At 73.1% G+C, this 16,224-nt stretch carries 12 protein-coding genes; 4 read left to right on the top strand and 8 right to left on the bottom strand.

Going from position 1 to position 16,224, the window contains the following annotated elements:
• Nucleotides 1–240: 240 nt before the first annotated feature.
• The gene (locus tag FF041_RS26290) at nt 241–1,041 is read right to left on the bottom strand and encodes a thioesterase II family protein (protein WP_228388640.1); all 801 of its coding nucleotides are present in this window, start codon (nt 1,039–1,041) and stop codon (nt 241–243) included.
• Between the two features lie 437 nt (nt 1,042–1,478).
• Nucleotides 1,479–2,315: an AfsR/SARP family transcriptional regulator gene (locus FF041_RS26285; protein WP_153485015.1), complete on the bottom strand. Its 837-nt coding sequence runs from the start codon at nt 2,313–2,315 to the stop codon at nt 1,479–1,481.
• 252 nt (nt 2,316–2,567) lie between these two features.
• Here FF041_RS26285 and FF041_RS26280 point away from each other — a divergent pair, with 252 nt between their 5' ends.
• The 4 genes from FF041_RS26280 to FF041_RS26265 all read left to right on the top strand — a co-directional run bounded on the left by FF041_RS26280 (nt 2,568) and on the right by FF041_RS26265 (nt 8,430).
• Nucleotides 2,568–2,954 carry a TIGR04351 family putative TOMM peptide gene (locus FF041_RS26280; RefSeq protein ID WP_153525123.1) on the top strand — a complete coding sequence of 129 codons (387 nt, stop codon included), beginning with the start codon at nt 2,568–2,570 and terminating at the stop codon, nt 2,952–2,954.
• Nucleotides 2,951–5,323, top strand: coding sequence for a TOMM precursor leader peptide-binding protein (locus FF041_RS26275; RefSeq protein WP_153525121.1), 2,373 nt, complete (start codon nt 2,951–2,953; stop codon nt 5,321–5,323). Before FF041_RS26280 ends, FF041_RS26275 begins: the two co-directional genes overlap by 4 nt.
• 52 nt (nt 5,324–5,375) lie before the next feature.
• Nucleotides 5,376–7,145: a SagB/ThcOx family dehydrogenase gene (locus FF041_RS26270; RefSeq protein ID WP_153525120.1), complete on the top strand. Its 1,770-nt coding sequence runs from the start codon at nt 5,376–5,378 to the stop codon at nt 7,143–7,145.
• A 106-nt stretch (nt 7,146–7,251) separates the two neighbouring features.
• Nucleotides 7,252–8,430, top strand: a complete 1,179-nt coding sequence (locus FF041_RS26265; RefSeq protein ID WP_228388639.1) for a sensor histidine kinase — start codon at nt 7,252–7,254, stop codon at nt 8,428–8,430.
• A gap of 118 nt (nt 8,431–8,548) precedes the next feature.
• On the opposite strand, the gene FF041_RS26260 is transcribed toward FF041_RS26265, so the two are convergent.
• The 6 genes from FF041_RS26260 to FF041_RS26235 form a co-directional block, all read right to left on the bottom strand.
• Nucleotides 8,549–9,157, bottom strand: a complete 609-nt coding sequence (locus FF041_RS26260; RefSeq protein WP_153485008.1) for a response regulator transcription factor — start codon at nt 9,155–9,157, stop codon at nt 8,549–8,551.
• Nucleotides 9,158–9,259: 102 nt separating this feature from the next.
• Nucleotides 9,260–10,315, bottom strand: coding sequence for a ScbA/BarX family gamma-butyrolactone biosynthesis protein (locus FF041_RS26255; protein ID WP_153525118.1), 1,056 nt, complete (start codon nt 10,313–10,315; stop codon nt 9,260–9,262).
• A 44-nt stretch (nt 10,316–10,359) separates the two neighbouring features.
• Complete coding sequence (locus FF041_RS26250; RefSeq protein WP_153525116.1) at nt 10,360–12,015, bottom strand: FAD-dependent monooxygenase; 1,656 nt, start codon at nt 12,013–12,015, stop codon at nt 10,360–10,362.
• On the bottom strand, nt 12,012–12,674 hold the full coding sequence (locus FF041_RS26245) for an HAD family hydrolase (RefSeq protein ID WP_153525115.1): 663 nt from the start codon (nt 12,672–12,674) through the stop codon (nt 12,012–12,014). The genes FF041_RS26250 and FF041_RS26245 overlap by 4 nt, the downstream gene beginning before the upstream one ends.
• Before the next feature lie 253 nt (nt 12,675–12,927).
• Nucleotides 12,928–15,225 (bottom strand): MMPL family transporter, encoded by a 2,298-nt coding sequence (locus FF041_RS26240; RefSeq protein ID WP_153525114.1) that lies wholly within the window; start codon nt 15,223–15,225, stop codon nt 12,928–12,930.
• A gap of 103 nt (nt 15,226–15,328) precedes the next feature.
• On the bottom strand, nt 15,329–16,224 hold an 896-nt coding region (locus FF041_RS26235; protein WP_153525112.1), incomplete at its 5' end, for an SMP-30/gluconolactonase/LRE family protein.

Here is a 16,224-nt window from a genome sequence, read left to right as displayed (position 1 = left end):
GCACCACCCCGGAGCGGACCCCGGACCTTGACCCACCGCGCCCAGCCCCACCCCGAAGCACCCGCGCAAGGCGCGGCCCCCGGACCCCAGCACACCGCACCCCGCCCCGGAACAGGCTCCGGCGTCGGACGACAAAGGCGCTCCTCCCCGGTCGCGGGGAGGAGCGCCTTCGCGGCGTGCCCGGAGCGCATGGAGCACCCCGGAAGCCGGCGGCCCGCCCGCCGCCGCCCGCCCGCAGGCTCAGTCGCTCGGCGCCCCCACCAGGTCCAGCCCGGCCAGCTCCGCCAGCTCGGCCGGCTCCGCGTATAGCCGCAGCGCATCGGAGAGCCGGTCCAGGAAGACGCCCTCGTGCTCCCGGATGAAGAAGTGGCCGCCGGGGAGCACCGTGGTCCCGCTCTCCCGGGTCGAGTACGCGGCCCACTCACGGATCTCCGCCACGGTCACCAGCCGGTCGTCCGCGCCCGCGAAGGAGTGCACGGGCACCGGCAGCGGCGATCTGTCCACGCCCCCCGCGCCCGCGCACAGCATCAGATCCCCCCGGACCACGGGCAGCAGCGCCGCCAGCCACTCGGGGCGGTCCAGCAGCGCCCGGGGCAGACCACCCAGCGCGGCCAGCCCGCGCACCAGCTCCATGTCGTCCTTGGTGTAGCAGCCCGTGAGCGGCGGGGCGGGCAGATGGGGGGCCCGGTGCGCACTGAGCAGCAAGGCGACGGGGAGCGGCGCCCCGCGCGCCCGGCGGCGCTGGGTCAGGGCGAAGGCGATCAGCGCGCCCATGCTGTGTCCGTACAGCACATGCGGCCCCTCCAGCTCGGGCCCGATCTCCCGGTCCAGATCGGCCACGAGCGCCGCCAGATCGGTGAAGCGCGGCTCCGCCATCCGGCCCTCACGGCCGGGGAGCTGGACGGGCTGTACATCCACGGTGGGGCCGAGCTTGCGCTGCCATGCCGCGTAGGCGGAAGCGCCGCCGCCCGCGTAGGGGAAGCAGAACATCCGGAGCCGGTCCCTTCCGGTCCTGCCGCCGCGCCTCAGATATCGCGTCATATCCCCGGTTCTCCTCTCGGTGCACGATGTCCACCGGTCCGAGGCCCGCTGAGCCGATCTCTGTCAGCGCTGCCCGGTGGTGGTGCCGGCCGGTCCGGCGGTGGACGCCCGGGCGGTCCGGGTGCGGGGGAGGAGCGGTCTCCCCGTGTGCACCCGGCCCGCACGGCTCCGCCGCCGCGGAACCGGCCGACACCCCCCAGCGTCGGGAGCGGTGCTTAAGGTTCGCCAAATGGCCGGAACCCGGCCGCCCGCTCAGGGCCTGGGCATGCGGGCACGGGAGGACCCGTCGCATCCGGCGGCCCGTCCGTCGGCGCCGCCGGGACCCGCGCATGCCGCGGCCCCCGTGACCAGGTCACGGGGGCCGCGGACTTCGGCTTCCGGTCAGGGCATCGGCACGGGGGCCGCCGCGTGATGCCGTGCCGGAGCCGTCCGGGCGATCAGGCGGACGCGGGCAGCAACCGGCCCGTGGTCCGCGCCGTCGCACTGCTCGTGGCCGGATCCGGCGGCTCAAGCCCCGGGTCCGCCGCCAGGATCGACTGATGCAGCCGCCGCAGCCTCGGCGAGGGCTCCAGCGCCAGTTCGCGGATCAGCGATCTGCGCAGTCGCTGATAGGCGCTGAGCGCGTGGGAGGGCCTGCCCGAGCGGTACAGCGCCAGCATCAGCTGTGCGTGCACGGTCTCGTGCAGGGGCTGTTGGGCCGCGAGCGCGGTCAGCTCGCCCAGCAGCGCCACATGGCGGCCGAGCCGCAGATCCGCCTCGATCCGCGCGTCGAGCGCGCAGAGCCGGGTCTCCTCCAGCCGCAGGGTCTCGACCTCCAGAGCCCGCCCGATCTGGATGTCCGCCAGCGCCGGACCGCGCCACAGCGCCAGCGCCCGGTGCAGCAGCCCGGACGCCTCCAGCGCCGCTCCCTCCCGCAGCGCGGTCTGCCCGGCCGCGCAGAGCCGCTGGAACTCCGTCGCGTCCACGGCGGCGGTCACATCCAGCGCGTACCCGCCGTAGCGGGTGCAGAGCACGTCCTTCGGCCCCCGGACCCCCGCCGGGTCCAGCGCCGTCCCCAGCATCCGGCGCAACTGTCGTACATACGTCTGCAAGGTGGCCGGGGCCGTGCGCGGGGGCGCGTCCCCCCATAATTCGTCGAGCAGCGTGGACACGGTCACCACCTGGCCGGGGCGCAGCGCCAGCAGGGCGAGCACCTGACGCGGCTTCGCGGCGCTCGGTACCACCGAGGTGTTGCCGAGCTGCGCGACGAGCGGCCCCAGGACCCGGATCTCCATCTGGTTCTCCCTCCAACCACAACCGCCCGGTTTCGTCTCCGGTGCTCACCACGATGGCAGCGGGCCGCCGCCGGGCCCAGTGATCGGTTCACCGGCCCCGTATGAATCCACGACGGTCGGGCCCATGAGGAAATCACATGGGACGGGTGAACCGAACACTGTCCCCGAACAGCCCCCGCGCCGAACAATTCTGGCTATGGATCCACGCACCGCGGCTCCGATCCACAGCACCGGATGAATGCGGAGGACAGCATGAACGACAGCATTCTTTTCGCTCCCGAGGCCCCGGCCGATACCGGCGACACCGGCCTCACCGGCCTCACCGGCCCTGCGCTCGCCGATGGCGGGCGGCTTTCCCAGGAGCGACTGGTGGAACTGATCGCACGCACCTGGCTGGAGCCGGCCCTGGCGGACCGCTACCGGGCGGACGCCCGGTCGGTTCTCGACGAGTTCGGCGTCACGCTGGCAGTAGGGGAGCAGGCGCCGGCGCTGCCGGAGCTCCCGGTGTGCGAACTGTCCATCGAGGAGCTCACCAGACCCACGACGGCGCACGCGCCGACCTGCGTGTGCTGGGTGACGGACGCCTGGGAGACCGCACCCCGCACCCCTTCGGCCGAGACGCGGACGATCCTGCGATGACCGCCGTCCACGGAGAACGCCCCGTGGATGCCCCGGAGACCACGCGTGGGCGGCGCGTGGGTTTCCGTAGCCATCTGCGAGCTGAGGTCGTCGCCGGAGACGCGGCCTATCTGCTCTCGGACGGGGGTGTCACCGCACTCCAGGGCGAGCAGATCGAGGCCCTGGTACCGCTGCTGGACGGCACCCGTGACCTGCCGTCCGTACTGCGCGAGGCCTCTCGCACGATCCCCGCCGAACAGGCGGGCCGCCTCATCGGGCGGCTGGCTCAGGCCGGGCTCGTCGGATACTCGGCCCCCGCCCCCGAAACCCCCGCCGACGGTGTGCGGGGACCCGCGCTCGCCTATTGGGAACTCGCCGGACTCGACGGCGCCGAATCGCTTCAGCGGCTCACCGCGGCCCGGGTCCAGGTGCTGACCGTGGGCGGTGTGACCGCCGACCGGGTCCTTGAGGCGTCGGCGGCTGCCGGTCTCTCCGCGGTCTGCGGCGACGCCCGCGAGAGCGTGGGCGCCGGATCGGCCGCACAGCTCTCCGTCGTCGTCTGCGACGACTATCTGAACCCCCAGCTCCGCGAGATCGACGCCCTGCACCAGGTCACCGGCCGGCCCTGGCTGCTGGCCCGGCCCGGCGGTCCGACCGCGTGGCTCGGCCCTGTGTTCGTGCCCGGGGCCGGGGCCTGCTGGTCCTGTCTGGCCCACCGGCTGCGCGGCCACCGGATGTCCGAGGCCCCGGTCCGGCGGGCGCTCGGCCTCGCCGGCCCGGTCCCGCGTCCCGCCGCCCGCGTCCCGGCGTCCTCCAGTGCCGCCGCTCAGCTGACCGTGCTGGAAGCCGCCAAGTGGCTGGCCGGCTACCGCTATCCCAGTCAGTCGTCGGTGGCGACCCTGGACACCCTCTCGCTGACGACCCGTCATCATGAGCTGCGCCGCCGCCCGCAGTGCCCCGACTGCGGCGACCCCGGCCTGGTCTCCGCGTGGGTCAAGCGCCCGGTGACCCTCGTGTCCCGGCCCAAGACCCCGTACGGGGGCGGCGGCCACCGCGCGCGCTCCGTCCAGGAGGTCCAGGACCGGTATGCGTATCTGGTGAGCCCGGTGACCGGGGTGGTCGACACCATCCGCCGGGATCCCCGGGCCCCGCAGGGGCTGCACTGCTATCTGGCCGGCCGCAACCCCGCGGTGGGCGGCAACGATCTCGCCCAGCTGCGCGCGGGACTGCGCCAGGTCAGCGGAGGCAAGGGCGCCACCGCGCTGGAGGCCGAGGTCAGCGCCCTGTGCGAGTCGCTGGAGCGTTACAGCGGCACCCTCCAGGGCGATGAGCCGCGCGTCCGGGACAGTCTGCGGGCGCTGGGGGAGGCCGCCGTCTCCCCGGACTCCTGCCAGCTCTTCGCACCCCGGCAGTTCCGCGACCGCGACCGCTGGAACGCCCTGAACAGCTCGTACCACTGGGTCCCCGAACCCTTCGACGACCGGGCCCCGGTCGACTGGACGCCCGTCTGGTCGCTCACCGAGCGGCGCCAGCGGCTGCTGCCCACCGGGATGCTGTACTACGGCGGTCCCCAGGAGGGGCCGGCGTCCATGCCCGCGGGACGCCGCTCACTGCGCGCCGACTCCAACGGCAACGCCGCTGGAAGCAGTCTTGAGGACGCGATACTCCACGGCTTCCTCGAACTCGTCGAGCGTGACGCGGTGGCGCTGTGGTGGTACAACCGCACCCGTCAGCCCGCCGCCGAGCTGACCGGCCCCGGCGGCTTCGGCGACCCCTGGACCGAGGAACTGATCGGCGTCTACCGTGAGCTGAACCGGGAGGTGTGGGCCCTCGATCTCACCTCCGACCTCGGCGTCCCGGTGTTCGCGGCGCTGTCCCGGCGTACCGACAAACCGGCCGAGGACATCATGTTCGGCTTCGGCGCGCACTTCGACCCCGTCGTGGCGATGCGCCGCGCCCTCACCGAGATGAACCAGCTGCTGCCCGCGGTGGTGGACGCCCGCGCCGACGGCGGCGGTTACGGCTCCACCGCGCCCGAACCGATCGGCTGGTGGTGGGGAGCGACCGTGGGCAACCAGCCCTATCTGCTGCCCGACCCCGGCGCACCCGCCCGTGGCCCGGCCGACTTCCCCGCCCGCTGCCGCCCCGATCTGCGCGACGACGTCGACACCGCCGTCGCCCTGCTGAAGAACCACGGCATGGACATGCTGGTACTCGACCAGACCAGGCCCGACATCGGGATTCCCGTGGTGAAGGTCGTCGTACCGGGTCTGCGCCACTTCTGGGCGCGCTACGCTCCCGGACGGCTGTTCGATGTACCGGTACGGATGGGCCTGCTCTCCTCGCCCACGCCGTACGACGATCTCAACCCCGTTCCGCTCTTCGTCTGAGAACCCGTGGGCCGCCTCATCGGCCGATTCCCTGCCCCGCTCAGGAGTTCACATGCCAGTTGAGAGGTCCGTCGACGCCCCGCCGGCCGTACGCCGCGGAAGGCGCAGTCTGCTGCTCTGGGCGCTCCGTGAGGACGTTCTGGTGGAGACGGGCTGCCCAGGTGGTTCCGTGGTCCTCTCCGGGCGGTGGGGGGAGGTCCGGCTGCACCACGCGCGGCCGGCGGTCCACGAGGCGCTGCGCCGGATGAGTCTCGGCCCCATCTCACTGGCCAATGTGGTGGCCGACAGCGTGGTGTGCTCCTCATCGGCGGAGGGCAGCTCGGTGAGCACGCCCGTGACCGGCTCACTGGCCGAGATCCTCGTCGCGCTCCAGCGGCTCCAGCATCTGGTGGTGCGCTCGCTCTGCCTGGACAGCCCGGACCATCTGCTGCTCTCCGTGGTGCCCATCTCCCCGTCGGCCCGTTTCGGCCCCGGCGGGGGCGGCCGGCGGCAGCCGATCCGCCTGTCCCAGTACGCCTTTCTGCGCACCGAGGGGAAGGGGTTCGTCCTGGAGTCCCCGATCTCGCTGCACCGCGTGGTGCTGCACAGCCCCGAGGCCGCGTGGGTGGTCGGCATGCTCGGCCGCCCGGTCACCAGCGCCGAGGTGGCGGCGGCGGTGCCGCTGCCCGCCGAGGCGACGATGGAGATCATCGCCCATCTGCTGGCGACCGGGATGGCGGTGCCCGCCGAGCCGTCGCTCCCGCCGCCGGGAAGCGGACCCGAACCGGGGCGGCTCGACGCGCGCGACGGCTCCGGCGCATCCGCCCGCGCGACCGGACCGGACCGTACCGGCGCGCTGGACCGTACCGCCGGATCCGACCGGCCGGGCATGCCCGGGGTGCCCGGGGCGCCCGACACCCCCGCGGCGCCGGACTTCGCCGAGGACCGGGACCCCGCGCTGGCCTCGTGGTCCGCCGTCGATCTGCTCTTCCACACCCGCAGCACCCTGGGCCGGCACGACGCCGACTTCGGCGCCACCTATCCGCTCGCCGAGCGGATGGCCCCCGCACCGGCGGTCAAGCCGCTGCCGGACGGGCCGCGCATCGTGCTGAAGCGTCCGTCGCCGTCCGGGGTGAAGCTCACCGACCCCCCGCTGACCACCGTGGTCGAGGAGCGCCGCAGCGTCCGCTCCTTCGGCTCGGCCCGGCTCGACGCCGACACCCTCGGCGAGTTCCTCCACCGGGCGCTGCGGGTCCGCTCCCTCCATGAGAACCGGCACAACGCCCAGGAGGGTCCCTTCACCGACCGGCCCTACCCCAGCGGAGGCCGCGCCTTCGAGCTGGAGTTCTATCTCTCCGTACGCGACTGCGCCGGAATCCCGCCAGGAATCCACTACTACGCCCCGCTGGAACACTGCCTGGTCCAGGTCGGCGACGCCGAGCCGGGGTCGGGCATGTCCGAGTTGTTCGACGAGGCGCGGATCACCGCGGGGCTGACCGACCTGCCCGCCGTCGTCATCACCATCACCTCCCGCATCCACCGTCTCACCTGGAAATACAGCGGACTGGCGTACGCGCTGACGCTCAAGCACGTCGGCGCGGTGACCCAGAATCTGTATCTGATCGGCACCGCGATGGGGCTCGCGCCCTGCGCCCTCGGCAGCGGAGACATCGAGCTCGCGGCCCGCGCAACCGGCCAGGACTGGCGCATCGAGCCGAGCGTCGGCGGCTTCGTCCTCGGTACACTCCCTCAGGAACGTGAGCTACCCGCCTCTGCGGCGCACGATTTTCACAGGTCTAATCCACAAACCGGCTTCGGAGTTCACCGTCCCTCCATAGACTGATCTCCCTTGATGCCGTTTCGCGGGGGAATGCATGAAGGACGCCACGACAGGCACGGGCAGGTCCGGACTCAGCGGCACACGGGGGACCGAGCAGACGACCGGCGGGATGCCGGCCCTCTCATCGGCGGTACGCACCCTCGCCAGCGACGCGCCGCCGCCTCAACTCGCCTCCAGTATCCTGCTGGTGGTCCAGTGCGGCTTCCTCCTGGTGGGCTTCATCAACATCCTCGAAGCCCGTCCGCATCCGCTCACCCTCACCGCGTCGGCCGTCGGCTTCATCGCGATCTTCAGTCTGCAACTGGTCCACTCGGCCTACCGGCTGCGGTGGTTACGGGCCCGGTGGGGCCGGTGGACGCTCGCCCTCCAGGCGCTGCTGACCTATCTGCCGCTCTTCGTCCTGGGGTTCGGCTGGGGCGGCATGTCCGGATTCCTCGGCGCCTCCGTGCTCCTGGTGCTGCCCCCGGGGGTGGCCTGGCCGCTCTTCGGCCTGGTCGGCGCGGTGGGCTGTGCGACCGGGCCGCTGGTGCTCGGGACGAACCTCGTGGGCTCGGTGTACTTCGGCGTCGCCACCATCCTCACCGGGCTGACGGTGTACGGGCTGAGCCGACTGGCCGAGCTGGTGATCGAGGTGCAGGAAGCGCAGCACGCGATCGCCCGGCTGGCCGTGAACCAGGAACGGCTGAGGTTCGCCCGCGATCTGCACGATCTGCTCGGCTACAGCCTCTCGGCGATCACCCTCAAGAGCGAGCTCGCCCGCCGGCTGGTGCACCGCGAGGCCGACCGCGCCCAGGAGGAGCTGGAGAACATCCTGGAGATATCCCGTCAGGCGCTGTCCGATGTGCGGACGGTCGCCCGCGGCTACCGCGATATGTCCCTGGCCACCGAAGTGGTCTCGGCGCAGGCGGTGCTGGAGGCCGGCGGCATCCAGGCGGCCGTGGAGATGCGCGGCAAGCTGCCCGAGGGCGAGACCAACACCATCATGGCGACGGTGCTGCGGGAGGCCGTCACCAATCTGCTCCGCCACAGCAAGGCGGAGAACTGCCGGATCGAGAGCTGGACCACCCCGGCGGGCGGTCTGGTGCTGATCATCGCCAACGACGGCGTGGAACCGGCCGCGGCGGACGGGCCGGAGGCCATGGGGTCCCCGGACGGCAGCGGGCTGCAGAATCTGCGGTTCCGGCTCGCGGTGGTCGGCGGCCGTCTCACCTCCGGCCTCGACGCGCAGGGCTGGTTCGTGCTGACCGCCGAGGCGCCGCTGGAGCTGCCCGGGTGCGCGGCGGGGTGAGCGGTCGCCGATCCACCGCGTTGACACGTGTTATGACGCTACGTCAGATCACGACGGCAGGCGGCGGTCGACAGGCGGCGGGTAATGGACAGCAGTCGGGTTCGCGAGGCGCGAGAGATCACATCAGCCAGCCGCTCTCCCTCGCCACCCGGATGGCGTCGACCCGGTTGCGGGCGTTGAGCTTGGTGACGATCGTCGTCAGATAGTTGCGCACCGTGCCCACCGAGAGAAAGAGCCGGACCGCGATCTCCGCCGCCTCGGCGCCGTCCGCGGCCATCCGCAGTACTTCCACCTCGCGCGGAGTCAGCGGATTCTCGCCGTTGTCGAAGGCCGCCAGGGCGAGTTGGGGATCGATGACCCGCCGTCCGCCCGCCACCTCCCGTACCGCGTGGGCCAGCCGGGCCGGCGGGGCCTCCTTGAGCAGAAAGCCGCCGACCCGGGCGGCCAGCGCCTTCCGCAGGGTGCCGGGCCTGCCCAGACTCGTCAGGATGAGCGTCCGGCACCAGGGCGCCTGTTCGGCGAGGAGCGCCGCGGCGCTGAGACCGTCGAGCCCGGGAAGGTCGACATCGATGATCGCGATATCGGGCCGGCACTCCATCACCGTGCTGACGATGGTGTCGCCCCGCTCGACCTCGGCGACCACCTCAAGGTCGTCCTCCAGAGCCAGCAGCGCCACAAGCGCCCCGCGAACCATGTGCATGTCCTCGGCGAGCAGGATGCGAATCAATGCGGTCCCCGTTCGGGCTCGGTCGTTCGGCCGACACCTTTTGGGCGCAAATGGTACTGGATAGAAGGTATGTGCGGGGTTTCTGTGAAGGCCCTTTCGACCTCAGGACCATTGTGCCACTTCGAGCCGCAGGGCGGTGGTCGTCCGGCCTTCCTGAAGCGCCTCGACCGCCACCGGCACGGTGAACGTCCGCAGCCGGTCGTCCCAGCGGATCCCGTCCACGGTCGCCCGCAGCCGGGTGATCCGGTCCAGCTCCGTGTAGTCGGTGAAGCTGGTGACGATGGAGGCGACCGCCAGCGTGTACGGATCCAGGCCGTGCAGCCGCGCCACCGACGCGACGGCCAGCTGACGCGCGGCCTCCATCTGGAGATGCCCCGGCACATGGTCCAGTGGATGGTCGAACATATGCGGGTGGGAGGTGTCCACCACCAACTGCGCGAAGAACTCGCTGTGATCGGACTCCGAGACCGGATCCGTGATGAACACATTGCGGGCGTTCCGCCGCCCCACGGCCGAGGGATCGGCCGCGGTGAAGCGCGGCAGCAGAAAACCGGGATGGTCGGGCACCAGCCGCTTGCTGCGCAGCACCCGGTAGGCGGCCTTGGACAGGATCAGCAGCCCGCCCTGACCCAGCATCGCGGGCTCCCCGTCGACCTGGATCTCCCCGGTGAAGCTGAACCCCTGGACCCGGCCCGCCCGGTTGCGCCGGGGCCGCGCGTCCAGCGACAGGACGACGTCCGCCGGCCGGGAGCCGATGCGCAGCGGCTCGAAGCCGGTGGTGCGCAGCGATAAGTCCCTGAGGATGAACGCGGACGCCAGGGGGACGCCCAGATGCCGGTGCGCCGCCAGCACCCCGGCCTGCCGCACCACTTCGAGGAGCAGCGTGAAGTCGTACAGCGCGCCCTCGCCGATCACATGACCGCGGGGGAGCTGTGCGGCGACGACGAAGCTGTCCTCGCCGCTCTGGACCGAGTCGGTGACGAACACCTCGGCCACCGCCAACCGGTGGACCAGGGAGCGCGGCACGGTGGAGTCATAGCTCAGCTCGACCGGTGCGGACCGTTCCCCGGCCGCTGCCCGGCCGGCCGCGACCCCGGTGGGAGCCGTGGCGGGCGGCGGGGCGGGTATGGACCCGGGTACGGACGTGGGTGCCGACATGGTGAGGGTCTTCCCTTCGCTGGACAGAGGTGGGGCGGGCCGCGTCACGCGGAACGTTCCACGGCCGGCGCGGGCACGGGCGCGGGGTACGGGGGACGGGACGGCAGCCTGGCGAGCAGCGCGGCGAGACCGGCGGGGCCCGACCGGGCTCCCACGACGCCGTCGGGGCGGATGTACGCGAACCAGTGGGACGCGCCGCCGCCGAGCGTGCCGCCCCGCTCGTACGCGATCTCCAGCCCGGCGGGGCGGACGCCGGTACGGCCGTGTGCCGTGTGCGCCGGCCGCACCCAGAGCACCTTCACCGCGTCGGCCGTGCCCCGCTCCCGCAGCGTCCCCTGGATCCGCGCGGCCTGCGCGCCCACCGTGTCGCCGCCGTACGCGAGCAGGGTGTGCCGCCCGTCGGCCAGATGGGAGTGGAGCGAGAGCAGCGCCCGGCCCTGCACCGGGGTGAGCCCGGCGTCGGGAGCGCGCCGGCCCAGCCGCAGCGCGCGCGGGGCCCCCGCCGCTCCGTCCAGATCGGCCACCGACGGGCTGGCGGAGTGGTCGAGATCGAGCTGCGCCAGCAGCGGCACCACCTTGGTCTCCAGCACCCCGCGCCGGGAGAGCAGCCGCAGCGCGGCGTCCCGCAGGGCCCGCGCCGGCGGATGGCGCAGCAGCCACAGCCGGGTCTGCCGGTCCCCGCTGCGGACCGCCCGCACCGACGCGGGACGGCGCTCGGCCTCGTAGCCGTCGAGCAGCGACGGATCGCAGCCGCGTACCACCGACGCCAGCCGCCAGCCGGCGTCGTAGCCGTCCTGGACGCCTGTGTTGAGGCCCTGGCCGCCCGCGGTGGAGTGGGCGTGCACCGCGTCCCCCGCCAGCAGCACGGGACCCGCGCGAAAGCGCGGGGCCACCTTGGCGTGGACCTGGAAGCGGCTGGACCACCAGGTGCCGGCCAGCCGCAGCCCGCCCGGTCCCCGCTCGTCCAGCAGCCGCTGGAGGAGCTCGTCGGAGGGCGGCTCGGTCAGCTCGTCGGACGCGATGTCGAAGAAGATCCGGTGGCCGTCCGGCTGGGGCACGATCACCAGCACCCCGTCCGGGCTGATGTGGTGCTGCACCTCGGCGTCGGCGGGCACGCCCGTCAGGAGGCCGTCGCGGATCAGGAACGTACGGTCGAAGGTATGGCCCTCGAAGGGGATGCCGACGCTGTCGCGGACCGGCCCGCGCGCGCCGTCCGCGGCGATCAGCCAGGGGACGCGTACGGTCTCCTCGCCGTCCGCCGAGCGCAGCCGTACGGTCGCCGACGCGTCGGCGCCTTCGCCGTGCGCGCTCACCGCCGTGGCCTCGGTCTCCCACTCGACGCCGCCGCCGAGCCGGATCAGCCGGGCGTGCAGGGCGCGTTCGGTGACCGGCTGCGGGACGCAGAGCGGGCCGGGGAAGGCGGTGTCCGCGAGCCCGCCGAAGCGCGCCCCGGCGATCCGTCTGCCGTTCGACCAGTACGAGGCCCCGGTCAGCTCCAGCGCCTGTCCGGCGAGTTCGCGGGCGACCCCGAGGCGGTGCAGACACTCCAGAGCGCCGCTCCAGAGCACCAGCCCCTTGGGGGCCGTGCCGGGGCCGGTGCGCCGGTCCACGACCCGGCAGGGCACCCCGAGGGACCACAGGGCGCAGGCGGCGGTGAGCCCGGTCGGCCCGGCGCCGATGACGAGCACGGGGGCGGTCATCGCGTACCGCCCCCCACCGGCACGCCGGGCCGTCGCAGCACGGCCGATATCCCGTCGATCGCGGCGGAGGTGTCGGTGAACAGCAGCGGGTGGATGCCGAGCCGGGCCGCCGCCGCGCAGTTCTCCGGGGTGTCGTCCACGAACAGACACCGGTCCGCGCTCGCCCCGAGCCGCTTCAGCAGAATCCGGTAGATCGCCGGATCCGGTTTGCGCACCCCTTCCCGGTGCGAGTCCACGACGGCGTCGAAGAGCTCGTCCACGGGGAGCTGAGCCCGCCACAGGGGCTCCCACTCCCGTACGTTGTTGGTGAGCAGCGCGAGCCGGAAGCCATCGCGGCGCAGCACCCGCAGATGTGACAGAAAGGGCTTGTTGGGGCGGCGTCCGCGGAACCAGAGTTCGCCGAAGGAGCGTCCCTCCAGGATCCGTCCGGCCCCTTCGGGGAGCTGGGCGAGGATTCGCTCGGCCATCTGCCGCTCGCTGATCCGGCCGGTCTCCAGCGGGGCCATGGGGCTCTCGCCGTACTCCTCGGTCGCCGCCGCGAAGGCCCGGGCGAGGTCGTCGGCGGTCAGCCGGGCCAGCTCGGCGAAGGCCGCGAAGGTCTCCGCGAGCGGGTTGGTGAGCACCCCTCCGTAGTCGACCACGATCGTGTCGATGGCCATGGCGCCTCCTTCCGGTACCGGGGCCGGCCGCGCGGGCTGCGCATCCGGCCCGGTCTGTCGCATCGATGTCAACGGATCTCTCCCCCTCGGCGTCCGCCGTGTCTGCGGTGTCACGGACGCTAGAGTCCGCCGCTTGAGCAGCGCCAAAGCAGCTGTTCGCGGGGGTACGAGGGGGTACACAGGGGTACGCGGGGATACGCGAACGGGCGCGGCGGGACCGGGAGGTCCCGCCGCGCCCGTGGCGCGGGCGGTGTCAGCCCGGGGTGCTCCCGGCGGGCACCGGCGGCTGTTCCGCCCGGACGGCGGGCGGAGCGTCCGGAGGCTCCGGGGGCCGGTCCCGGCCGCCCTCGGCGATCCCGAACCGGGCGTGCAGCCGGCGCAGCGGCGCGGGGGCCCACCAGGTCGCCCGGCCGGTGAGCGCGAGCACCGCGGGCACCAGCAGGGTCCGGACCACCATGGCGTCCATCAGGATCGCCAGGGCGACGCCGAGCCCCAGCATCTTCGTATTGGTGATCCGGGAGCTCCCGATGGCGACCATCACCGTGGCGAGGACGACGGCCGCCGCGGTGATCACCCCGCCGGTGCTCCGGATGCCCTCGACCACCGCGGCCCGGTGGTCGGGCAGCCGCTCCCGCTCCTCCTTGATCCGCGACAGCAGGAACACCCCGTAGTCCATGGAGAGTCCGAAGGCGAGGCAGAACATCAGCACCGGCAGCGCGGTCTCGATGCTGCCGGTCGGGGTGAAGTCCAGCAGCCCGGAGAGATGGCCGTCCTGGAAGATCCACACGACCGCGCCCAGCATCGCGGTGAGACTGAGCGCGTTGAGCAGCACGGCCTGCACCGGCGCCAGGACGCTGCCGGTGAGCAGGAAGACCAGCACCAGCGTCGCGAGCACGATGATGCCGACGGCCCAGGGCAGTCCGCGCCCGATCGCGGCCTGGGTGTCGATCAGGGCCGCGCTCGCGCCGGAGACATGGGCGGGGAAGGGCGTGTCCACGGCGCGTACCGTCCGCGCCAGCTCCTTGCCCCGCTCGGAGATCGCCTCCACGCCGGGCACGACGGTGAGATACGCCGTATCGCCCGAGACCCGGTCGGGCCGCGCCGGGCCCGCGCCGTCGCCTCCGGTGAAGCGGCCCGCCGGCGATTCCACCCGCACCACCCCGGGCAGCTCGGACAGCTTCCGCGCGTAGGCGGCGAGTTCGCCGTCCCCGGGCCCTTCGGCGACGATGTCCACCGTCCCGGTGGGGCTGCCGTCGAAGCCGTCCCGGATCTGCTCCTGGACCACGCGGGACTCGGCCGCCCGGGGCAGCTGCCGGTAGTCGGCCGTGCCGAAGTCGACGTCGAGGAACGGCACGCCGAGCAGCAGCAGTACGCCGAGGGTGCCGGTCGCCACCAGTGGCGCACGCCGCATCACCCAGCGCGCCAGCCGGGCCCAGCCCGCGCCCTCCGCGCTCTTCGGCCCGCGCGGGGAGCGCCGCCGCACCAGCCGGCGCGCATCCAGGGCGTCGATCCGCGGGCCGAGCACCGTCAGCAGCGCGGGCAGCACCACCAGCGCGGCGAGGGCCGCGAGGACCACCACACTGATCCCCGCGTAGGCGAGGGAGCGCAGGAAGTACAGCGGGAAGACCATCATCGCGGCCAGGGAGACGGCCACCGTCGCGGCGGAGAACAGCACCGTCCGCCCGGCGGTGTCGAGGGTGACGGCGAGCGCGGCGGGGGCGTCCCTGCCCCGGCCGAGCTCCTCCCGGTAGCGGCGCACGATCAGCAGGGCGTAGTCGATGGCGAGCCCGAGCCCCAGCGCGGTGGTGAGATTGCTCGCGAAGACCGACACATCGGTGAACTCGGTGATCACCCGCAGCACCGCGTTGGTGCCGAGGATGGCGATCACCCCGATGCCGACCGGCAGCAGTGCGGCGACGGCGCTGCCGAAGACCACGATCAGGATCAGCAGGGTGATCGGCAGCGCTATCAGCTCGGCGCGCAGCAGGTCCTCGCTGATGAAGGTCTGCTGCTCCCGCTGGACCGCGAGACTGCCGCCGATCCGTACGTCGAGATCGCCCCGCCGCCCGTCGAAGCGGGGGATGATCTCGTCCGTGAGCGTCCGCTCGGCCGCCGACTCGTCGCCGCCCACCCGGGCGACGATCAGCGCCTGGCGGCCGTCCTCGGAACGGAGCGCTCCGGCACGGGCGTCCCAGAAGGAGGCGACCCCGCCGACGCCGGGCACATCGGCGAGCCGGGCGGCCAGTGCGCGGCCCTGCCGTGCCGGTTCGGCGTCGTCGACCCGCGCGGAACCGCCGTCCGCCGTGACGAGCAGGACGAGATCGGGGCGGGCGGCGGGGAATTCGCGTTCCAGGACATCGGCGGCGAACGAGGATTCGGACGCGGGGTCGACGACCCCGCCGCTGCCTCCGCTGCGCAGCCGGTCGGCCACCCCGCCGCCGAGGACGACGGCGCCCGCCAGCAGCAGCAGGGTGAGCCCGAGCAGCGCCCGGGGCCGTCTGCCGGTCAGCCGGGCGAGGGCGGTGAACGGACTTCGGGGCGGTTGAGGCATGGAGTGACTCCCGGGATCTCGGGGCCGATGGCGTGTGTCCGCCACCGGGGGGCGGTGGTGCGGGTCCGGCCGGGTCCATCAGGGTCCGGCCGGGGCCGTCCGATCAGCGCCGGCGCAGCTGGAACCGGCCGGGAGTGGGGGAGGGGGTACCGGTGAGGATCTCCCGGATCCCGCCGCTGATGACGTAGTCGCCGTACGGGGTCACGGCGGCCGTCGTGGGGTCGCCGAACGGCCAGGTGTCGTCCCGTACTGTGCGCGCGGTGCGCCAGCCGTCGGTGGAGCGCAGCACGATCACCGAGTCACGGCCCGGCAGGCCGCCGGGCAGCGACAGATCGTTGGCGACGACGATCACCGAGCCGTCGGGGCGTACCGCCAGTCCGTCGATGGAGACGGGGGCCCGGTCCAGCCGTACTTCGCTGACGCGCGGACGCGCCGACCGGGGGTGCTCGACGCGGAAGAGCCGGCCTCCGGCGTATCTGCCCATCAGCAGAAAGCCGCCGGGGTGGTGGACGATGCCGTTGGGGCCCGTGTCGTCGGTGGTGAAGCGCTCGTCGTGGATGACCTGGCGGACGCCCCCGTCCCGGCCGATCCGGGTGATGGTGTCGACCTCCGTGTCGGTGACGTAGACATCGCCGTGCCGGTCCACGGTGACGTCGTTGGTGCGGGGTTCGGCCGCGCCCGTGGAGACCGGAACGAGACGCTGGACGGCTCCGGTGGCCAGATCGAAGACTCCCACGCCGTTCACCGGGGGCAGCGAGGTGTCCACCATCCCCAGCTTGCGGAAGAAGAAGTCGGTGTATGTGGCCAGCACTCTGCCGCGCGGGGCGTCCACATGGACACCGAGCACGGAGACACGGGCGAAGGGGGCCGTCAGGGTGGTGACCGAGCCGTCCGCCCGGACCACCGAGAGGGTGCCCTGGGCGCTCGATCCCACGATGAACGCGCCGCGCCCCCGGTCCCAGGAGACGCCCTCCGGGTAGAGGCCGGGGGCGGTGACGG

It is taken from the genome of Streptomyces jumonjinensis, assembly GCF_009600885.1.
Classification (GTDB): domain Bacteria; phylum Actinomycetota; class Actinomycetes; order Streptomycetales; family Streptomycetaceae; genus Streptomyces; species Streptomyces jumonjinensis.
Note: the sequence above shows the minus strand (reverse complement) of the source record. Positions and strands in the feature narration are given on the sequence as shown.